Annotated in this window: 19 protein-coding genes; 9 read left to right on the top strand and 10 right to left on the bottom strand. The window is 63.8% G+C overall.

Annotated features, from left to right (window positions below; all coding sequences use genetic code 11):
• Window positions 1–10: 10 nt before the first annotated feature.
• The 7 genes from thiL to nrdR form a co-directional block, all read right to left on the bottom strand.
• Window positions 11–976 carry a thiamine-phosphate kinase gene (gene thiL, locus PspCFBP13528_RS24645; protein WP_065949066.1) on the bottom strand — a complete coding sequence of 322 codons (966 nt, stop codon included), beginning with the start codon at window positions 974–976 and terminating at the stop codon, window positions 11–13.
• An 18-nt stretch (window positions 977–994) separates the two neighbouring features.
• Window positions 995–1,495 (bottom strand): transcription antitermination factor NusB, encoded by a 501-nt coding sequence (gene nusB, locus PspCFBP13528_RS24640; RefSeq protein ID WP_065949067.1) that lies wholly within the window; start codon window positions 1,493–1,495, stop codon window positions 995–997.
• Window positions 1,492–1,968 (bottom strand): 6,7-dimethyl-8-ribityllumazine synthase, encoded by a 477-nt coding sequence (gene ribE / locus PspCFBP13528_RS24635; RefSeq protein WP_003194576.1) that lies wholly within the window; start codon window positions 1,966–1,968, stop codon window positions 1,492–1,494. Before ribE ends, nusB begins: the two co-directional genes overlap by 4 nt.
• Window positions 1,969–2,056: 88 nt before the next feature.
• Complete coding sequence (gene ribBA / locus PspCFBP13528_RS24630; protein ID WP_065949068.1) at window positions 2,057–3,148, bottom strand: bifunctional 3,4-dihydroxy-2-butanone-4-phosphate synthase/GTP cyclohydrolase II; 1,092 nt, start codon at window positions 3,146–3,148, stop codon at window positions 2,057–2,059.
• Between the two features lie 15 nt (window positions 3,149–3,163).
• Window positions 3,164–3,826 carry a riboflavin synthase gene (locus tag PspCFBP13528_RS24625; protein ID WP_065949069.1) on the bottom strand — a complete coding sequence of 221 codons (663 nt, stop codon included), beginning with the start codon at window positions 3,824–3,826 and terminating at the stop codon, window positions 3,164–3,166.
• A 48-nt stretch (window positions 3,827–3,874) separates the two neighbouring features.
• Window positions 3,875–5,002: a bifunctional diaminohydroxyphosphoribosylaminopyrimidine deaminase/5-amino-6-(5-phosphoribosylamino)uracil reductase RibD gene (ribD, locus tag PspCFBP13528_RS24620; RefSeq protein WP_065949070.1), complete on the bottom strand. Its 1,128-nt coding sequence runs from the start codon at window positions 5,000–5,002 to the stop codon at window positions 3,875–3,877.
• Window positions 4,999–5,469, bottom strand: coding sequence for a transcriptional regulator NrdR (nrdR, locus tag PspCFBP13528_RS24615; protein ID WP_057010308.1), 471 nt, complete (start codon window positions 5,467–5,469; stop codon window positions 4,999–5,001). The genes ribD and nrdR overlap by 4 nt, the downstream gene beginning before the upstream one ends.
• A gap of 139 nt (window positions 5,470–5,608) precedes the next feature.
• Between nrdR and PspCFBP13528_RS24610 the strand changes: the two genes are divergently transcribed.
• The 3 genes from PspCFBP13528_RS24610 to trxA all read left to right on the top strand — a co-directional run bounded on the left by PspCFBP13528_RS24610 (window position 5,609) and on the right by trxA (window position 7,743).
• Window positions 5,609–6,064, top strand: coding sequence for a YbaY family lipoprotein (locus PspCFBP13528_RS24610; protein ID WP_065949071.1), 456 nt, complete (start codon window positions 5,609–5,611; stop codon window positions 6,062–6,064).
• Window positions 6,061–6,717 (top strand): 50S ribosomal protein L11 methyltransferase, encoded by a 657-nt coding sequence (locus PspCFBP13528_RS24605; RefSeq protein ID WP_137201707.1) that lies wholly within the window; start codon window positions 6,061–6,063, stop codon window positions 6,715–6,717. The genes PspCFBP13528_RS24610 and PspCFBP13528_RS24605 overlap by 4 nt, the downstream gene beginning before the upstream one ends.
• A 153-nt stretch (window positions 6,718–6,870) precedes the next feature.
• Window positions 6,871–7,743, top strand: a complete 873-nt coding sequence (gene trxA, locus PspCFBP13528_RS24600; RefSeq protein ID WP_065949073.1) for a thioredoxin — start codon at window positions 6,871–6,873, stop codon at window positions 7,741–7,743.
• A gap of 104 nt (window positions 7,744–7,847) precedes the next feature.
• Here the strand turns inward: trxA and PspCFBP13528_RS24595 are convergent, their stop codons facing one another.
• Window positions 7,848–8,192: a hypothetical protein gene (locus tag PspCFBP13528_RS24595; RefSeq protein ID WP_137201706.1), complete on the bottom strand. Its 345-nt coding sequence runs from the start codon at window positions 8,190–8,192 to the stop codon at window positions 7,848–7,850.
• 131 nt (window positions 8,193–8,323) lie between these two features.
• Here PspCFBP13528_RS24595 and PspCFBP13528_RS24590 point away from each other — a divergent pair, with 131 nt between their 5' ends.
• The 5 genes from PspCFBP13528_RS24590 to PspCFBP13528_RS24570 all read left to right on the top strand — a co-directional run bounded on the left by PspCFBP13528_RS24590 (window position 8,324) and on the right by PspCFBP13528_RS24570 (window position 12,407).
• The gene (locus PspCFBP13528_RS24590) at window positions 8,324–8,956 is read left to right on the top strand and encodes a DUF2796 domain-containing protein (RefSeq protein WP_137201705.1); all 633 of its coding nucleotides are present in this window, start codon (window positions 8,324–8,326) and stop codon (window positions 8,954–8,956) included.
• Between the two features lie 6 nt (window positions 8,957–8,962).
• Window positions 8,963–9,673, top strand: a complete 711-nt coding sequence (locus PspCFBP13528_RS24585; protein WP_137201704.1) for an ABC transporter ATP-binding protein — start codon at window positions 8,963–8,965, stop codon at window positions 9,671–9,673.
• Window position 9,674: 1 nt separating this feature from the next.
• Window positions 9,675–10,940, top strand: coding sequence for an ABC transporter permease (locus tag PspCFBP13528_RS24580; RefSeq protein WP_065888397.1), 1,266 nt, complete (start codon window positions 9,675–9,677; stop codon window positions 10,938–10,940).
• Window positions 10,941–11,066: 126 nt separating this feature from the next.
• Complete coding sequence (locus PspCFBP13528_RS24575) at window positions 11,067–11,588, top strand: DUF3299 domain-containing protein (RefSeq protein WP_137201703.1); 522 nt, start codon at window positions 11,067–11,069, stop codon at window positions 11,586–11,588.
• A gap of 120 nt (window positions 11,589–11,708) precedes the next feature.
• Window positions 11,709–12,407, top strand: a complete 699-nt coding sequence (locus PspCFBP13528_RS24570; RefSeq protein ID WP_065888399.1) for an OmpW family outer membrane protein — start codon at window positions 11,709–11,711, stop codon at window positions 12,405–12,407.
• Window positions 12,408–12,530: 123 nt separating this feature from the next.
• On the opposite strand, the gene PspCFBP13528_RS24565 is transcribed toward PspCFBP13528_RS24570, so the two are convergent.
• Window positions 12,531–13,415 (bottom strand): sugar nucleotide-binding protein, encoded by an 885-nt coding sequence (locus PspCFBP13528_RS24565; RefSeq protein WP_083217886.1) that lies wholly within the window; start codon window positions 13,413–13,415, stop codon window positions 12,531–12,533.
• Between the two features lie 167 nt (window positions 13,416–13,582).
• Here PspCFBP13528_RS24565 and PspCFBP13528_RS24560 point away from each other — a divergent pair, with 167 nt between their 5' ends.
• Window positions 13,583–17,830, top strand: coding sequence for a DEAD/DEAH box helicase (locus tag PspCFBP13528_RS24560; RefSeq protein WP_137201718.1), 4,248 nt, complete (start codon window positions 13,583–13,585; stop codon window positions 17,828–17,830).
• A 106-nt stretch (window positions 17,831–17,936) separates the two neighbouring features.
• On the opposite strand, the gene PspCFBP13528_RS24555 is transcribed toward PspCFBP13528_RS24560, so the two are convergent.
• Window positions 17,937–20,018 (bottom strand): mechanosensitive ion channel domain-containing protein, encoded by a 2,082-nt coding sequence (locus PspCFBP13528_RS24555; protein ID WP_137201702.1) that lies wholly within the window; start codon window positions 20,016–20,018, stop codon window positions 17,937–17,939.
• Between the last annotated feature and the right edge of the window lie 174 nt (window positions 20,019–20,192).

The following is a 20,192-nucleotide window of genomic DNA, read 5'->3' as shown; positions in this document are numbered from 1 at the left end:
AGGACGCCAGCTACGGCAGCTCGCGAAAATGCTGATAGCCGCGCACGACCGGTGTAATGTCTTGGCCATGCGCGTCGAGCAGTGTCACGCCCTGCCCCGCTTCGACCCGACCGATCACATGAACCGGCCAGCCGCCGGCCCGCAACGATGCCAGTTCGGCCGGCGGCAAGGTGAACAGCAGCACATAGTCATCGCCGCCACTCAATGCGGCTACGTGAGCCTCGTCGCGATCGACAAACGCCAGCAACGCCGCAGACAACGGCAAGGTGTCGCGTTCGATCAACAGGCTGACAGCCGATGCCCTGGCGATATGCCCGCAATCGGCCAGCAGCCCGTCGGAGATATCCATGGCCGAAGTCGCTTTACCCCGCAGCGCCAGCCCCAAGGCCAGCTGCGGTTGCGGTGACCAGTAGTGGGCGAGCAGCGGTTCGGCGATGGCCGCTTGCGCGCTGCGCTGGCCCAATACCAGCGGCAAGGCACCGGCCGCGTTGCCCAATTCGCCACCGACACACAGCAAATCACCTGGTCGTGCACCGCCGCGTGTCAAGGCCAGCCCGGCCGGCACGCGACCGAATACGGTCAAGGTCAGGCTCAGCGGCCCGCGCGTGGTATCGCCGCCCACCAGGCCCACGCCGCAGCGTAGTGCCATGGCGTTCAAACCTTGGGCATAGCGTTGCAACCAGTCGGCTTCGACGGCCGGCGTGGTCAGGGCAAGGGTAAACGCGAGGGGGTGGGCGCCCATGGCGGCCAGGTCGCTCACCGCCACGGCCAGCGAGCGCTGGCCGAGCAGGAACGGGTCACACGGGTCGGCAAAATGTACGCCGGCCACTAACGTGTCAGTGGAGACTGCCAGTTGCTCCCCGGCGGGGAGCGCCAGCAAGGCGCAGTCGTCGCCGATCCCCAGGGCAATGCCTTCGCCGCCTTGCGCGCAGGGCGCGGCGGCGAAATAGTTGCGGATCAGCTCGAACTCACCCATCGAGGACTCAAGCGCGACTTAGCGCTTGTGTTCCTTCACTTCGGCTTCACGCAGGCGCGGGGCCAGCTTGTCGAGCACGCCATTGACGAACTTGTGGCCGTCGGTCGAACCGTAGACTTTCGCCAGTTCGATGCCTTCGTTGATCACCACGCGATACGGTACGTCGACGCGCTTGAGCAGTTCCCAGGTGGACAGGCGCAGAACGGCCAGTTCAACCGGGTCCAGCTCCTCGAGGGTCAGGTCCAGGCAGGGTGCCAAAGCCTTGTCGATCTCATCCAGGTTGGCCGGCACACCGTGCAGGATGTCGTGGAAGTAGCTCTGGTCGGCGAAGGTGAAATCGTTATCGACGCGAAATTGCGCTTCGATTTCGTTCAGCGCAGTGCCGGCCATGTGGCGCTGGTACAGCGCCTGGGTCGCCAGCTGGCGCGCCGCACGACGCTTTTCGTTTTTCGAAGGCTTGCCGGCGTCGGCTGGACGCTCGTCGCGCGGGTTGAAACGATCGCTCTCGTCGGAAATCACTTGGCCTCCAACTGCGACAGCAGGCTGACCATTTCCAGGGCGGACAGGGCAGCTTCAGCGCCTTTGTTACCGGCCTTGGTGCCGGAACGTTCGATGGCTTGCTCGATGGAATCAACGGTCAGCACGCCGAAAGCGACGGGCACGCCAAACTCCATGGACACCTGGGCCAGGCCCTTGGTGCATTCGCCGGCCACGTATTCGAAGTGCGGGGTACCGCCACGAATGACCGCGCCCAGGGCGATGATTGCCGCGTATTCACCCTGCTGGGCAACTTTTTGCGCAACCAGTGGAATTTCGAAGGCGCCAGGGGCACGGATAAGGGTGATGTCGCTCTCGCTCACACCGTGGCGAACCAGGGCGTCAACGGCACCGCTTACCAGGCTTTCAACCACGAAGCTGTTGAAGCGGCCAACCACCAGGGCATAGCGGCCTTTGGGGGCGATGAAGGTACCTTCGATGGTCTTCAGGGTCATTCGACAAATCTCTTAAAGAGCCGGGACGCGAAAAGTGCGTCCCTCAGTGATGATTTAACCGCGAACAAGGGGCAAAAATCGCCAGCCTTTATTCGGAGGGCACGTATTCTACAACTTCCAGGTCGAATCCGGATATCGCATTAAATTTCATCGGTGCGCTCATCAGGCGCATTTTGCGTACACCGAGGTCGCGCAGGATCTGCGAACCGGCACCGACGATGCTGTAGGTGGTCGGTTTTTTCACCGGCACGTGGTCGGCTGTTTCACGGATATGCGCCAGCAGTACATCACCATCCAGCGGGTGGCCAAGCAACAGCACCACGCCACTGCCCGCCTCGGAAACCGCGGCCATGGCCGCGCGCAGGCTCCAGCGCCCGGGTTGCTTGACCATCAACAGGTCGCGTAGCGGGTCCATGTTGTGCACGCGCACCAGGGTCGGCTCTTCGGCGCAGATGGTGCCCAGGGTCAGGGCCATGTGCACATCGCCTTCCACCGAATCACGGTAGGTCACCAGATTGAATTGGCCCAGTTCGCTGTCCAGCGGCTGCTCGGCAATCCGCTGAACGGTACGTTCGTGGATCATGCGGTAGTGGATCAGGTCGGCAATGGTGCCGATCTTGAGGTTGTGTTCGGCGGCAAAGGCTTCGAGCTCACTGCGACGGGCCATGGTGCCGTCGTCGTTCATCACCTCGCAGATCACTCCGCTGGGCTCGAACCCGGCCATGCGCGCCAGATCGCACGCGGCTTCGGTGTGACCGGCACGCGCCAGGGTGCCGCCCGGCTGGGCCATCAAAGGGAAGATGTGGCCCGGGCTGACGATGTCTTCAGCCTTGGCGTCTTTCGCAGCGGCGGCCTGCACGGTGCGGGCGCGGTCAGCGGCGGAAATGCCGGTGGTGACGCCGGTGGTGGCTTCAATCGATACGGTGAACTTGGTACCAAACCCCGAGCCATTGCGCGGCGCCATCAGCGGCAGCTTGAGCAATTCGCAGCGTTCACGGCTCATGGGCATGCAGATCAGCCCACGGGCGTGCTTGGCCATGAAGTTGATGTGCTCGGGCTTGCACGCCTCGGCGGCCATGATGATGTCGCCTTCATTCTCGCGATCTTCGTCATCCATCAGGATGACCATCTTGCCTTGGCGGATGTCTTCAACCAGTTCTTCGATGCTATTGAGCGCCACGCGGCACCCCCTTGGTCAGGATTTCAGGTAGCCGTTAGCGGCCAGAAAACTTTCGGTGATGTTGCCTGATGCAGGCTCTGCGGCCTTTTCGCCCATCAACAGGCGCTCCAGGTAACGGGCAAGCAAGTCCACTTCCAGGTTCACCCGCCGGCCTGGCTGGTAGGAGGCCATGATGGTTTCGCTGAGGGTGTGGGGAATGATGGTCAGTTCGAATTCGGCGCCATTGACGGCGTTCACGGTCAGGCTGGTGCCGTCGACGGTGATCGAGCCTTTATGGGCGATGTACTTGGCCAGCTCTTTCGGCGCACGGATACGAAATTCCACCGCGCGTGCGTTTTCGCTACGGGCCACCACTTCGCCAACGCCGTCGACATGGCCGCTGACCAGGTGGCCGCCCAGGCGCGTGGTCGGCGTCAGGGCTTTTTCCAGGTTGACCGGGCTGCCGGCCGCAAGATCGCTCATTGCAGTGCAGTCCAGGGTCTCGCGGCTGACATCGGCGGCAAAGCCATTACCCGGCAGCTCGACGACGGTCAGGCACACACCGCTGACGGCGATGCTGTCGCCCAGCTTGACGTCGCCCAGGTCGAGCTTGCCGGTTTCAACCAGCAGGCGAATGTCGCCGCCTTTGGGGGTCATTGCACGGATGCTGCCGATGGACTCGATAATACCGGTGAACATGTCGTTCTCCTGAAAGCGGGGGGCTGACGCTCAAGCGCAGGCCGGGAATTATACGCACGCTGGCGCAAGCGGGACGGCGGTGACTCGCCAGTCGTCGCCCACAGCGCGCATGTCAGTGATCTTGAGTTGGGGAGCATCGGCCAGCTTCTCAAGCGGCCAGTCCAGCAAAGGCCGGGCAGCGGAGCCGAGGAACTTGCCGGCGACAAAAATCACGTACTCGTCGACCAGCCCTTGCTGGGCAAACGCGCCCGCCAGGCTCGGGCCGGCTTCCACCAGCACTTCGTTGACGCCACGGTTGGCAAGCGCCACCAGTGCCGAACGCAGGTCGACCTGGCCCTCCACACCCGGTACCACCAGGCACTCGGGGCCCCGGGGGAACTGGTTTTCCGCGGTCACGCACGTGATGACCAACGCCGGGCCCGCCTTGAAGAACGGCGCATCGAGCGGCACCCGCAGACGGCCGTCGATCAACACACGCAGCGGCGGGCGCGACATGGCCAGGGCGGTGGTCTCTGCATCCAGGCCCAGCTCGGCGGCGCGCACCGTCAGGCGGGCACCGTCGGCCAGCACCGTATCGGCACCGGTCAGCACCACGCTCGCTTCGGCGCGCAGGCGCTGCACGGCGGCACGCGCGGCGGGGCCGGTGATCCATTGGCTTTCGCCGCTGGCCATCGCGGTGCGCCCGTCCAGGCTCATCGCCAACTTGACCCGCACAAACGGCAGGCCGTGTTCCATCCGCTTGAGAAAGCCTGGGTTCAGCGCACGCGCTTGAGCTTCCAGTACGCCGCTGCGAACCTCGATGCCGGCCTGGGCCAAGCGCTGCATGCCGCGCCCGGCCACTTCCGGGTTGGGGTCCTGCATGCCTGCCACCACACGCGCCACACCGGCTGTCACCAGCGCATCGGCGCACGGCGGCGTACGGCCATGGTGGCTGCAGGGCTCGAGGGTGACGTAGACCGTCGCGCCACGGGCCTTGTCACCGGCGGCGCGCAAGGCGTTGGGTTCGGCATGGGGCTCGCCGGTGCGCTCATGCCAGCCTTCGCCGACAATCTGCCCGTCACGCACAATCACGCAGCCCACCCGTGGGTTGGGGTGAGTGGTGTACAGGCCCTTGCGCGCCAATTCGAGGGCGCGGGCCATGTAATGGGCGTCGAGAATTGCCTGTTCAGAGGTCATTGTTTGGAGGGCTCACGGGCCAGGCGGTCGATCTCTTCGCGGAACTCATTGAGGTCCTGGAAGCGTCGATACACCGAGGCGAAACGGATATAGGCGACTTCGTCGAGCTTTTGCAGCTCGCCCATCACCAGCTCTCCCACCACCAGGCTCTTGACCTCGCGCTCGCCGGTCGCGCGCAGCTTGTGCTTGATATGCGCCAGCGCCGCCTCCAGCCGCTCGACACTCACCGGGCGTTTTTCCAGGGCGCGCTGCATACCGGCGCGCAGTTTGTCTTCGTCGAAAGGCTGGCGGCTGCCGTCGGACTTGATCAGACGTGGCAATACCAGTTCGGCGGTTTCGAAGGTGGTGAAACGTTCACCGCAGCCAGAGGCCAGGCATTCGCGCCGGCGACGCACTTGATCGCCCTCGGCGACCAGACGCGAGTCAATGACCTTGGTGTCGTTGGCACCGCAGAAGGGACAGTGCATGGTTGGCAGGCAACAAATAAAGGGAGGGCCATGGTAGCGCATCCCCGTCGCAAGACAAGCCATAGCCTTTACGGTATATAGGCAGGCTTATATGTTTCTATTTTTTAAGCCACGGATTTTGCCCTCTCTGGAGCCGTACATGCAGTTACGACCACTTGCTCTCCTCGCCCTGTTCAGTTTTCTGGTCGCCTGCAGCAGCGAAGCCCCCAAGCCGGCCGCGCCTCAGCCAACACCCGCACAAGAGAAAAAAGTCCCCGGCATCGAAGACCTCGGCCCCCTGCCCGCCTACCAGCGTGAAATCAGCGGCAACCTGACCAACGTGCCGGCCGGCGCCGAAGTCGAGTTGGCGCTGCTGGTGATCGACGAGCGCTCGCGCCCGCAGCAGTTGCTCGCCAGCAGCGTGCTGACCGGCAATGGCAAGCCCCTGGCCTTTCGCCTGCGCTTCAACCCCGAAGCGTTCCCGGCCGGTGCACGGGTTGAATTGCGCGGTCGCGCCAGCCAGTCCGGCCAGTTGATCCTGCACCTGCCCGCCGTGCGCATCACCCAGGCGATCACCCAGACCACCGGCCCCCTGCAACTCGTCAAGGCGCCATGACGCCACCGCTGCACCTGCAACGCGCCCTGAGTGAACTGATCGGCGACGCACACTTGTTGCCCTGCCCGCTGCCGGGCACCGAGCTGTCGTTGTGGTTGCTCGACGCCGACAACATGGACCGTGCCTTCAGCCAGGAAGAAACCCGGCGCATCCTGCATGAGCCGCCCTACTGGAGCTTCTGCTGGGCCAGCGGCCTGGCACTGGCGCGCTATCTGGCGGCGAACCCCGAATGGGTGGCGGGCAAGCGCGTGCTGGATTTCGGCGCCGGCTCCGGCGTGGCCGCGATTGCGGCCGCCAAGGCCGGGGCATTGGAGGTGGTGGCGTGCGACCTTGATCCGCTGGCGCTGGCGGCTTGCCGGGCGAATGCCGAGCTCAATGAGGTGGCACTGAGTTATTCAACCGATTTCTTTGCAGAGGCTGATCGTTTCGACCTGATTCTGGTGGCCGACGTGCTTTACGATCGCGCCAACCTGCCGCTGCTGGATCAGTTCCTGACCCGTGGCCGCGAAGCGCTGGTGGCGGACTCGCGGGTGCGCGATTTCCAGCATCCGGATTATCGGCGGCTGGACATCCTCGAGGCGCTGACCCTGCCGGACCTGGCCGAGCCGTGGGAGTTTCGCAAGGTGAGCCTGTACCATTCGCGGCGCCCTTAAGGCCATCACGGGCAAGCCCGCTCCCACAGGGGAATGCAGTACAAAATCGGCGAACGGGTTCGTCTGCCAAAGCGGTCTCGAGTCCACGATGCTTTCGGCCAACCGCGCCAGCCCTTATAGTTGCCCCCATTCCCGCTTTATTCGAGACGCCTCATGAGTGAGCCCACGCCGTACATCTTCGACGTCACCACCGCCAACTTCGAGCAGGCGGTGATTCAGAACTCTTTCGAAAAACCTGTGCTGGTGGACTTCTGGGCCGAGTGGTGTGCGCCGTGCAAGGCGCTGATGCCGATGCTGGCGCAGATTGCCGAGAGCTATCGCGGTGAGTTGCTGCTGGCCAAGGTCGATTGCGAAGCCGAGCAGGACATCGTTGCGCGTTTCGGTATTCAGAGCCTGCCGACGGTGGTGCTGTTCAAGGACGGTCAGCCGGTGGATGGGTTTGCCGGGGCGCAGCCGGAGTCGGCGGTGCGGGCGATGCTCGAGCCCCATGTGCAGATGCCGCCACCGGCTGCGGCCGATCCACTGGAGCAGGCACAAGCGCTGTTTGCCGAGGGCCGCATCAGCGATGCCGAAGCCCTGCTGGTAGCGCTGCTGGGCGAAGACAACACCAACGCCGCCGCGCTGATCCTGTACGCGCGTTGCCTGGCCGAGCGCGGTGAACTGGATGAAGCCCAAACCGTGCTGGACGCCGTAAAAGGCGACGACCACAAGGCCGCTCTCGCCGGAGCCAAGGCGCAAATCACCTTCCTGCGCCAGGCTGCCGACCTGCCGGACGCCGCCGACCTGAAAAGCCGCCTGGCGCAGAACCCGCAGGATGACGAAGCGGCCTATCAGTTGAGCATTCAACAACTGGCGCGCCAGCAATACGACGCCGCGCTGGAAGGCCTGCTCAAGCTGTTTATCCGCAATCGCAGCTACAGCGAAGGCTTGCCACACAAGACCTTGCTGCAGGTGTTCGAACTGCTGGGCAACGATCACCCACTGGTCACGGTGTACCGCCGCAAATTGTTCGCCGCGCTGTACTAACCCTTGCCCTGTAGGAGCGAGCTTGCTCGCGAAGGCCGTCAACGATAACGCGGGCTTCCTGAATGAACGCGGTGCCTATGCGTTTTTCGCGAGCGAGCTCGCTCCTACGAAGCGTCGATCCAGGTGTACAGCGGCGTGTCTGCGCCGCTGGTCACTTTCACTTTGGCGCTGTGGCGCAGGCGCACCAGCAGGCGCTTGCCCGCGGCGGCATCGCCGGCCAACCCTTCCAGTTGATCGAGCAATTCCAGGCCGCTGAGCTGCCCGGCGTTGCGTAACAGATCCTGGGCGTTCTGCCACAGATCCTCACTTTGCCTGACCGGTACCGCCGTCGACTCGGCCGGCACCGGGGCGGCCTGCAATTGTGCGCCCAGTCGCGCCCAATCGCCGTCGTCCAGTTCCAGGGTCAAGTCCACCGGCAGGTCGCCGACGGTTCCACGAATTCGCAACATCGTCCTTACTCCCGCATTTTTTCTGACGGACATGCTCCCATGCAGCTTGCGCAACGCCAAGCGGACGGTCAAACTCTCGGCACTATTGTTATAAGATCACATAACAAAACTTTCATCTGTGGAGTCCTGTCATGCGCCGTCTGCTGCTTGCTTTGCCGTTTGCCCTGCTGCCTCTGGCTGTCGCTCATGCCCATGAAGATCACGACCATGAGCATGGCAGCCTCGGCGCTCACGAACACGGTGTGGGCCGTCTCAATGCAGTGCTGGACGGCCAGAGCCTGGAGCTTGAGCTGGACAGCCCGGCGATGAACCTGGTGGGTTTCGAACATGTCGCGACCAGTGCCGCCGACAAAGCCAAAGTCGCCGCCGCGCGCAAACAGCTGGAAAGTCCGCTGGCACTGTTCAACGTGCCCAAGGCCGCCGGTTGCGTCGTCAGCGCGCAGGCACTCAACAGCCCGCTGTTCGGCGACAAGCCCGAGGCCGATCATGATGGCGACAATGGCGACAATGGCGATGATGGCGATGACAATGACCATGCCACCGACGGCAAAGGCGCTGCCGCCCATGAGCATCATCATGACCACAGCGACATCCATGCCCACTACCAGTTCACCTGCGCCAAGCCAGAGGCACTGAGCAACCTGGACCTGAGCCAAGTGTTCAAGACCTTCCCCGCCACCCGGAAAATTCAGGTACAACTGATCGGCCCGAGCGGCCAGCAAGGTGCTGACGCGACCGCCACTGCAGCCACCCTGAAGTTCTGAGTTGACATGACCGACGCATTGATCGAACTGTCCGACCTGGGCTTCAACTGGCCCGGTCACCCCCAGTTGCTGGACATCCCCGCGTTTCGCCTGGAGCCGGGGCAAACCCTGTTCTTCAAGGGCCCGAGCGGCAGTGGCAAAACCACCTTGCTCGGGCTGCTTGGCGGCGTGCAGAAACCCAGCCGAGGCAGTATCCGCCTGCTCGGCCAGGAGCTGACCGAACTGTCTGCCGGTGCCCGTGACCGTTTTCGCGTGGACCACACCGGCTACATCTTCCAGCAGTTCAACCTGCTGCCGTTTTTGTCGGTGCGCGAAAACGTCGAGCTGCCTTGCCATTTCTCCAAACTGCGGGCACAGCGCGCGGCCCAGCGCCACGGCAGTGTCGACCAGGCCGCAGCGACCTTGCTTGCGCACCTGGGTTTGAACGACCCGGACTTGCTCGAGCGCCGCGCCGATTCGCTGTCCATCGGCCAGCAACAACGGGTGGCCGCCGCCCGTGCGCTGATCGGTCAGCCGGAACTGGTGATCGCCGACGAGCCCACCTCGGCTCTGGACTACGACGCCCGCGAGGCATTCATCCAGCTGCTGTTCGCCGAATGCCGCGAAGCGGGTGCCAGCCTGTTGTTTGTCAGCCACGACCAAAGCCTGGCCCCGCTGTTCGACCGCAACCTGTCGCTGGCCGAACTCAATCGCGCCGCCACGCCCGCAGAGGTTTGAGATGTATCTGTTTCGTCTGGCCATGGCCAGCCTGGCTAACCGCCGCTTTACCGCCATCCTCACCGCCTTCGCCATCGCGCTTTCCGTCTGCTTGTTGCTGGCGGTGGAGCGCGTGCGTGTTGAAGCGCGCAACAGCTTCGCCAGCACCATCAGCGGCACCGACCTGATCGTCGGGGCGCGCTCGGGCTCGGTGAACCTGCTGCTGTACTCGGTGTTTCGCATCGGCAACGCCACCAATAACATCCGCTGGGACAGCTACGAGCACTTCGCCGCCAACCCCCAGGTGAAATGGGCGATTCCGATTTCCCTGGGCGATTCCCATCGCGGTTACCGCGTGATGGGTACCAACGAGTCCTACTTCGAGCATTACCAGTACGGTCGCAAACAGAACCTCGAACTGGCCAGCGGCCGCGCCTTTGCCACCGACCCGTTCGAAGTGGTGCTTGGCGCCGAGGTCGCCGACGCCCTGCACTACAAGCTCGGCGACAAGCTGGTGCTGGCCCACGGCGTGGCGGTGGTCAGCCTGGTCAAGCACGATGACAAGCCCTTCACCGTGGTCGGCATCCTCAAACGTACCGGCACGCCGGTGGACCGCACGCTGCATATCAGCCTCGGCGGCATGGAAGCGATCCACATCGACTGGCACAACGGTGTCCCGGCCCAGGGCAAAGGCCGTATCAGCGCCGATCAGGCGCGCAATATGGACCTGACCCCGCAAGCCATCACCGCGTTCATGCTCGGTTTGAACAACAAGATTTCCACCTTCGCCCTGCAACGGGAAATCAATGAATTCCGTGGCGAACCGATGCTGGCGATTCTGCCGGGCGTGGCATTGCAAGAGCTGTGGAGCATGATGGGCACGGCCGAAAAAGCCTTGTTCGTGATCTCGTTGTTCGTGGTGCTGACCGGTTTGATCGGCATGCTCACAGCGATTCTCACCAGCCTCAACGAACGCCGCCGGGAGATGGCGATCCTGCGCTCGGTGGGCGCACGGCCTTGGCATATCGCAACACTTTTGATCTTCGAGGCCTTCGCGCTGGCGCTGTCCGGCGTGGTGGCAGGTCTTGGTTTGCTGTACCTGTGCATCGGCGCATCGCGCGGTTATTTGCAGGCCAACTACGGGCTGGACCTGCCGATGGCATGGCCGAGCGAATATGAATGGACGTTGCTCGCCGGTATCCTGGCGGCGGCGCTGTTGATGGGCAGCGTGCCTGCATGGCGTGCCTATCGCCAGTCGTTGGCCGATGGGCTGTCGATTAGGCTGTAGAACTGCAGCTGCAGGTTTTTAGCTGCAAGCTGCAAGCTGCAAGCTGCAAGCTGCAAGCTGCAAGCAAATCGGCTTTTACTTGCAGCTTGTAGCTTGCCGCTTGCAGCTACCCACTAAGGAGTCTTCATGCATCGTGCCCTGTTTGCCCTGTTGCTGCTGGTGGCCGTACCTGCCTGGGCCGAGGAGCAGCCCCGGGATTTGTCCTGGCAGGAAATGATCCCGCCGGATGCGCCACCGGAAGTGCCCAATATGAAACCGCTGCACGACCTGTCGAACATGGCCGATGCCTTGTCCGTCGAGGCCGCGCCCGCCGCCAAACAGGACTTGCCCAACGCGCCGGTGGTGCAGAGCCTCGACGGCCGGCACATTCGTTTGCCGGGGTACATCGTGCCGCTGGAGGTGAGCGAAGAGGGCCGCACCACCGAGTTCCTGCTGGTGCCGTATTTCGGCGCGTGCATCCATGTGCCGCCGCCGCCGTCGAACCAGATCGTGCACGTGAAAAGCGAAGTCGGCGTGAAACTCGATGAGCTGTACCAGCCGTACTGGATCGAAGGCGCGATGCAGGTCAAGCCGTCGTCCAGCGAATTGGCCGACGCCGGTTACCAGATGGACGCCCAGAAGATTTACATGTACGAGCTGGAGGAATAATCCCTCCCCTCCCACAGTTTTTTGCGGCGTGGTTAGCCTTTCATTGAGCTGAGTCAAAAGATCGAGCGGAACGATCTTTACCATTGGACGTACAACTTTTAACGTCCTTCTGGAGCTCCCATGAACAAGTCTCTGCTCGGCGCGTCCCTCTTCGCGCTCGCCCTCGTCGTCCCTGTCGCCCACGCCCACCAGGCGGGCGACATTCTGGTTCGCGCCGGTGCAATCACCGTGAACCCGAAGGCCGACAGCAGCAGCGTCAAGGTTGACCAGGGCCCATTGGCCGGCGCCAACCTGGGCGGCAAGGCGACCATGAGCAGCGACACCCAACTGGGCTTGAACTTCGCCTACATGATCACCGATCACGTCGGTATCGAACTGTTGGCCGCCACGCCGTTCGAGCACGATGTCAAGATCAAGAACACCGCCCTCGGCGCCGCCAACGGCAAGCTCGGCACGCTGAAACACTTGCCGCCGACCTTGAGCGTCGTGTACTACCCGCTGGACCACCAATCGGCGTTCCAACCGTATGTGGGCGCCGGTATCAACTACACCTGGATCTATGACGAACACGTCGGCAGCCGCGCCGAGCAAGCCGGTTTCAGCAACTTCAAGGCCGAAAACTCCTGGGGCTGGGCCGCGCAGATCGGCGCCGACTACATGATCAACGACAAATGGATGATCAACGCCCAGGCGCGCTACATCGACATCAGCACCAAGGCGACTGTGGATAACAACGCGTTGGGCCAGGGCACTCGGGCCAAGGTCAATGTGGATGTCGACCCGATGGTCTACATGGTGGGTATCGGCTACAAGTTCTAAATAACACGGCATAACAATGTGGGAGGGGGCTTGCCCCCGATAGCAGAGTGTCAGTCAAAGACTTATTGACTGGTCCACCGCTATCGGGGGCAAGCCCCCTCCCACATTTGGTTTTGCAGTGTGTCAGGTGTGGCGGTAGAACCGGTCGAGCAACGCCGGCAACCCCGCCCGCCATGCCCGTGGCTTGATGCCAAAGGTATGCAGGATTTTCTTGCAGGCCAGCACCGCGTGCTGGGGTTCATCCGCCGCATCCGGCCGCGCTGCGTGAGCCTGGGCGGTCGGTGACTCGATGGCCAGGGGGTGGAAGTTGCGCGCTTCGGTGAGGATCGCCTGGCCCAGCGCCAGCGGCGTGGTCGCCTCGTGACCGGCGTAGTGATAGGTGCCCCACAGCGGTGCCGCGCAATCGAGTTGCTTGAGCACGGAAATGATCACCCGCGCCGCATCGTCCACCGGCGTCGGGTTGCCACGACGGTCGTCGGCCATCAACAACTCATCCGGCTGTTCGGCCCGGGCCAGGAAGCGCCCGAGGGTGCCGTCGACGCTGTCATCGAGCAGCCAGCCGAACCGCAGCAGCACATGCTGCGGGCAGGTGGCGCGTACGCTCTGCTCGATACGCCACAACGCCTGGCCGCGCAGGCCCAGGGGCACCGGCTCGTCTTTTTCGCTGTAGGCGGTGGCGCGTGAACCATCGAACACGCGGTAGCTGGACGGTTGCACCAGGGTAATGCTGTGGTGCTGGCACAGTTCGGCCAGGCGTTCGATGGCAAACTCCTGGGAAGCCAGGCGGGTTTCGCTGACGGCTTCGGCCTGGAACCAGTCGAAATAGTAGGCGAGGTTGATCAAGGCGTCGGGACGGGTGTCGTCGAGCAATTGGGTGAGACTCGCGGCATCCCAGCCGTCTTGGGGCGGTTTGGGGGCGAGGAAACCGATGTCTTCCTCTGCACCGAGGCGAATCAGCGCCTGCCCGAGGGCATTCCCGCCGCCCAGTAACATAAGGCGCATTCGCATAGATTGAGCAGGCCCGGTCTGTTTGGAACGATGGTTGTTGTCGGCAGGCGCGTGAGCCTTGCCGTAGGTTTATTCCAGAATCGTTGCATTTTGCGGGTTTGTAGCGCAACCGTCACGGACAAAGTAGGTGTTTGCAACTTGTTGGAGCGGCCGGCATCAATCACTACATGAACCTTCCCGACTCAACAGACAAGGCACTGGACGGCTTCCACCCCGCCGTCAGCACTTGGTTTCGCAGCACCTTTCCCTCGGTGACCGACGCGCAGGCCCAGGCGTGGCCGCTGATCCGTCAGCGCCGTTCGACGCTGATCGCCGCGCCGACCGGTTCGGGCAAGACCCTGACCGCCTTTCTGGCGGTGCTGGACGACCTGGTCCACCAGGGTCTGGCCAACGGCGGCCAACTGCCCGATGAAACCCTGGTGGTCTACATTTCGCCGCTCAAGGCGCTGTCCAACGATATTCAACTCAACCTGCAAAACCCGCTGGCCGGCATCACCGAGCATCTTGAACAATCGGGCCTGCCGCCGTTGGTGATCCGCACCGCGGTGCGCACCGGCGACACCCCGCAAAAAGACCGTGCACAGATGCGCAAGCGCGCGCCGCATATCCTGGTCACCACCCCGGAATCGCTGTATGTGTTGCTCGGCTCGGACTCGGGCAGGCAGATGCTCGCCAGCACGCGCACGGTGATCGTCGATGAAATCCACGCGATAGCCGCCGGCAAGCGCGGCAGCCACCTGGCGTTAAGCCTGGAGCGCCTGCAAGCCTTGTGCGCCGAGCCGCTGACGCGCATCGGCCTGTCGGCCACGCAAAAGCCCATCGACGCGGTGTCGCGGTTTTTGGTCGGTACCGGCCGCGACTGCGCCATTGTCGACATCGGCCACGCCCGCCCGCGCGACCTGGCTATCGAAGTGCCGCCGGTGCCGCTCTCGGCGGTGATGGCCAATGACGTGTGGGAACTGGTGTACGACCGTCTCGCCGAGTTGGCGCGCGAGCATCGCACCACGCTGATATTCGTGAACACCCGGCGCCTGGCCGAACGCTTGGCGCGCCACCTGAGCGAGCGCCTGGGCAAGACGGCGGTGGCCGCCCACCATGGCAGCCTGGCCAAGGAAATGCGCCTGGACGCCGAGCAACGCCTCAAGGCCGGTGCGCTGCAAGTGCTGATCGCGACCGCGTCACTGGAGCTGGGGATTGATATCGGCGATGTGGACCTGGTCTGCCAGATCGGCTCGCCCGGTTCAATCAACGGGTTTCTGCAACGGGTCGGCCGCTCCGGGCACCAGGTCGGCGGTACGCCCAAGGGCCGCCTGTTTGCCACCACCCGCGACGACTTGATCGAATGCGCAGCCCTCCTCGACTGCGTGCGCCGTGGCGAGCTCGACACCCTGCACATCCCCGTGGCGCCGCTGGACGTGCTGGCCCAGCAGATCATCGCCGAGGTCAGTGCGCGCGAATGGTCGCAAGCGCCCCTGCTGACGCTTATCCGCCGCGCCGCGCCGTATGCCGTGCTGGACGAGCGCCATTACCAGGCGCTGTTGCACATGCTCGCCGACGGCTACAACGGCCGCCAGGGTGTGCGCAGCGCTTACCTGCACCGGGACGCCGTGACGCACACCCTGCGCGGCCGCCGTGGCGCCCGGCTCACGGCCGTGACCAGCGGCGGCACCATCCCCGACAACGCCGACTACGGCGTGCTGCTCGAACCCCAGAGCCTGAACATCGGCAGCGTCAACGAAGACTTCGCGGTGGAGAGCATCGCCGGCGATATTTTCCAGCTCGGCAATACGTCCTACCGCATCCTGCGGGTGGAAGCCGGCAAGGTGCGCGTCGAGGACGCCCACGGTCAGCCGCCGACCATTCCGTTCTGGATGGGCGAAGCGCCGGGGCGCAGCAACGAGTTGTCGGCGGCGGTGGCCCGTTTGCAGGGGCAGTTGGACCACCTGCTCGGCGCCAGCCCGGGTGACCTGCAACCGGCGCAGACGTGGCTCACCGACACCCTCGGCCTGAACCGCGCCAGCGCCGAACAACTGTTGGATTACCTGGCCCGCACGCGCCTGGCCCTCAGTGCCTTGCCGTCGCGGGACACCTTGATCATGGAGCGGTTTTTCGACGCGTCCGGCGGCACCCAGTTGATCATCCACACGCCGTTTGGCAGCCGCATCAACCGCGCCTGGGGCCTGGCCCTGCGCAAGCGCTTTTGCCGCACGTTCAACTTCGAGCTGCAAGCGGCGGCCAGCGAAAATGCGATTGTGCTGTCGCTGTCCACCAGCCACAGCTTCGCGCTGGATGACGTGTGGCGTTACCTCAACAGCAACAGCGCCGAACACCTGCTGATCCAGGCCGTGCTGGATGCGCCGCTGTTCGGCGTGCGCTGGCGCTGGAACGCCGGCGTGGCGCTGGCATTGCCGCGCTACACCGGCGGGCGCAAGGTAGCGCCGCAGATCCAGCGCATGAAAAGCGAAGACCTGATCGCCAGTGTGTTTCCCGACCAGATTGCCTGCCTGGAAAACCTCGCCGGCGAACGCGAAGTGCCCGACCATCCGCTGGTGGAACAAACCCTCGATGACTGCCTGCACGAAGCCATGGACAGCGAGGGCTGGCTGGCCCTGTTGCGGCGCATGGAAGCGGGCGACGTGCGCATGGTCAGCCGTGACCTGCCCGCGCCCTCGCCGATGGCCGCCGAAATTCTCAGCGCGCGCCCCTACACTTTTCTCGATGACGCGCCATTGGAAGAACGCCGCACCCAGGCGGTGCTCAACCGCCGCTGGAGCGACCCGCAGAGTACCGACGACCTCGGCGCACTGGATACCGAAGCGATTGCCGGCGTACGCGAGGAGGCGTGGCCCGCGCCCCAGGGGCCGGATGAAATGCACGAAGCGCTGATGAGCCTGGCTTGTATTGCAGAGCAGGAGGTCACGCCGCAATGGGCCGAATGGTTGCAGACGCTGAACAAGGCCGGACGCGCTTATCCATTGCCCAACGGCCTGTGGGTAGCCGTGGAACGCTTGAGCTGTCTGCAGGCAATCTACCCGCACAACCTGCCGCTGCTGCCAGGTTTCGACGAGCCCTGGACATTCGATGAGGCCTTGGTGGAAGTGCTGCGCGCGCGCCTGGGCGGTTTCGGCCCATTGACGCTGCCCGAGATTGCCGCGCCCCTGGCGTTGCCCCCCGCCACCGTGGCCCAGGGGTTGGCGCGGCTGGAGCAGGAAGGCTACGTGCTGCGCGGGCACTTCAGCCCAGGCTGTAGCGCTGAGCAATGGTGCGAACGGCACCTGCTGGCGCGTATTCATCGCTACACGGTCAAGCGCCTGCGCCGGGAAATCGAACCGGTGGCGCTGCAGGACTTCATGCGTTTTCTGTTCGACTGGCAGCACTTGTCCGACAGCACGCGCGGCCAGGGCAGCGCGGTGTTGCCGCAGATAGTCGCCCAGTTCGAAGGCTACGCCGCCGCCACGTCGGCCTGGGACAGTGACCTGCTCAGTGCGCGTATCAAGGATTACGCCTCGACCTGGCTCGACGACCTGTGCCGCAGCGGCAAGCTGGTGTGGACGCGCCTGAGCCACAAGGCCGGCGCCATTGCCTTGCGCAGCACGCCGATCGTGCTGTTACCGCGCAGCCAGGTGCCGTTGTGGAGCGGGCTGACCGAACAGACCGACAGCACGACGCTGTCGCCCAAGGCGCAGAAAGTCCATTTGGCCCTGCGCGAACAGGGCGCGCTGTTCTTCGATGAACTGGTGCATGAAGCCCATCTGCTGCGCAGCGAGCTGGAAACCGCCTTGCAGGAGTTGGTCGGCGCGGGGTTGGTGAATGCCGACAGCTTCGCCGGGCTGCGCGCCCTGACCACGCCCGCCAGCAAACGCCAGGCGCGCAGCAGCCGGCGTGGACGCGGCGCCTTTATCGGCGGCATGGATGATGCCGGGCGCTGGGCACTGATACGTCGCGCGCCAGGCGAGCCCGGTGCGCATTCGGCCGAGACGCTGGAGCATGTCGCGATGACCCTGCTGCGCCGCTATGGCGTGGTGTTCTGGCGCCTGCTCGAGCGCGAGGCGGACTGGTTGCCGAGCTGGCGGGAATTGCTGCGCACCTACCAGCGCCTGGAAGCGCGGGGCGAGATTCGCGGCGGGCGGTTTGTCAGTGGCTTGGCGGGGGAACAGTTTGCACTGCCGGAGGCGATCCCGTTGCTGCGTGAGGTGCGGCGCCGGCCCCATGACGGCAGCTTGATCGCAGTGTGCGGGGCCGACCCGCTGAACCTTGTCGGCACGCTGCTACCGGGAAGCAAAGTGCCGGCGGTGAGTGGCAATCGGATCGTGTACCGGGATGGCGTGCCGGCGGGGGTGATGGTGGGCGGTAAGCAGCAGGTGTTGCTGGAGGTGGATCAGCAGGCTATTCAGGAGAAATTGCTCAGGCGGTGAGTTTGAGGGCCTCATCGGGGGCAAGCCCCCTCCCACACTGGATGTGTGAACACAGTTCCAATGTGGGAGGGGCTTGCCCCCGATGGCGCCGGTTCAGGCACCACAATCACTCGGCACGCGGCTGCTCGGTCATCTCCACCTCATGCTCCTGCCCCACCCGCTTGGTCAACACAACCTGCTGTGGATAAGTCTGCGCGAAATGCACTTCATCGCAGTTATCCACAAGCTTCTTCAAGCGCTGGTTAAACGCACGACTCACCGCATACTGCCCACCCGACACAGTACGGAACTGCGCTGTCAGCACCACGCCGTTGAGGTCCATCTTGTCGACGCCGAACACCTCCAGCGGCCCTTGCAGGTTGTACTTGAGGAACACGTCGTCGCGAATCGACTGGCCGGCCTCGCGGATCAGTTCCACGGCTTTGTCCACATCGGTGTCGTAGGTGAACTGCACCGAGAAGAACGCGTAAGCGAACTGGCGCGACTGGTTGGTGACCGCCTTGATCTGCCCGAACGGCACCGAATGCACGAAGCCCTTGCCATCGCGCAGGCGCAGGGTGCGGATGGTCAGGCCCTCGACGGTGCCGGCATGGCCGGAGTCGAGCACCACCCAGTCGCCGATCGACAAGGTGTCTTCGATGATGATGAACAGGCCGGTGATCACGTCCTGCACCAGTTGCTGCGAGCCAAAACCGATGGCCAGGCCGACCACACCGGCCCCCGCCAGCAGCGGCGCGACGTTGATGCCCAGGTTGGCCATGGTGGTGATCGCACAGATCACCACGAGGATGATTTTCACCGCGTTGCGCAACAGCGGCAGGATGGTTTTCACACGGGTGCTGGGCTGGCGGCTGGAGCGCTTGTTGACCGGCGGTTTGAGCGCTTCCTGAATCGCTGTATCGAGCACCACCCAGAACAGCCACGTCATCAACAGGATCAGGCCGATGCTGCTGAGGGAATCGCTGATTGCCCGGCCTATTGAGTTGCGCTGGGCAAACTCGAACAACGACACGCCCCAGATACGCCCGAGAATTTCGATAAAGGCGATGGCCATGACGATGCGCAATATCGCGTGCAACAGGCTGAGAAAGCGCTCCTTGTAGGCGCTGCTACGCTGGATCGCCACCTGGCTGCGAGACTTGAACAGGTGTTGCAGCACAGTGCTGAGGAACACCGTGCCGATCAGCAGGATGGTGGTGAACAGGGCACAGCGCAGGGCCTTTTGATTGTCGTCGCCCGCACCGATCAGGTTGATTGCCGATACCAGCACCATCAGCAGAATCGGCCAATACCAGAGCCCGGAAAATACTCGCAATGATTGCTGCAACGCCGGTTGTTTGAGCCGCTGGGCCAGCGGCCGATTGCGGATCAGATGCGCAACCGGACGCCGCAGACGCACTACCAGCACGCCAAAGATCACCGTCGCAAACAGGCCGGTAAACACCGCGATACTGCTGGTGATATTGCCACCGAGCTGACGGGCGATCTGCGGACTGGTCAGCGCATCGCTGAGGGCGGCCAGGAAGCCGATCAGGAACAGCGGCTTGGGACAATAGCCGCAAATTATCCGCACCGCCGGGCGCTTGTGGCCGACGTTGAACATGACGATGACGCACAACAGCATCGAGGTGGAAAAAATGCCGCTACTGGTGGCGTAGGCAAAACACAGCGCCAGCGCCCGGCCCACGGAGGTGGCTAAAAAGTGGCTGACATACAGCGTCAACGGCAGGCAGATAATGGCCGGGAGGGTATAGGGCACCACATACCCGAGCACCGCCAGCAGGCGCGCGCGGCGCTGGAAAAAACCACGCAGGCCCAGGCGCCGCACGATCAGGCGGCCCAACAGCATCAACACGGCAAAGGCACCGATCCACACGGCGGACAGCAACAGGAAATCCCCGGCCACGCTCCATGGCGAGCGCGCCGCCGTCTGGTCGACCAAACGCCCGACTTCATTCGCGGCCCGGTCGGCCCGCAGGCGCCACTCGTCGATGAAATTCTGATTGAGGTCCAGCTTCTGTTGCACATCATCGATGCTGGAACTGATGGCCCCGAGCAGGCCGCCCTCCACCAGCAACTCCGGCTTGGCCGGGGCTTCGGGTTCAGGCGCGGTGGCCGCGGCTTGCAGTGCGCCGTTGCCGCACAACAGCAGCGCGCCGAGCAGTAATGCAGTCTTTAGATTCAGCAAAACACCGGGCTCCTTCAGAGGGTCTGTTAGGAACTGACGGGTTTGAGCCGTGATCGTTCCCCTGATTCGCCCGGCCCCTCTCCCACACCCTGGCTTCTACCGCCCGCTCTACCGCCTGTAGGAATGTGGAAACTTTCGGCCAAAGATCGTAGTCATCCCAAAACGCGGGGCAAT

The sequence above is a fragment of the Pseudomonas sp. CFBP13528 genome (genome assembly GCF_005233615.1).
Taxonomy (GTDB): Bacteria; Pseudomonadota; Gammaproteobacteria; order Pseudomonadales; family Pseudomonadaceae; genus Aquipseudomonas; species Aquipseudomonas fluorescens_AM.
The sequence above is the reverse complement of the archived record's forward strand: the minus strand, read 5'-3'. Positions and strand labels throughout refer to the sequence as shown.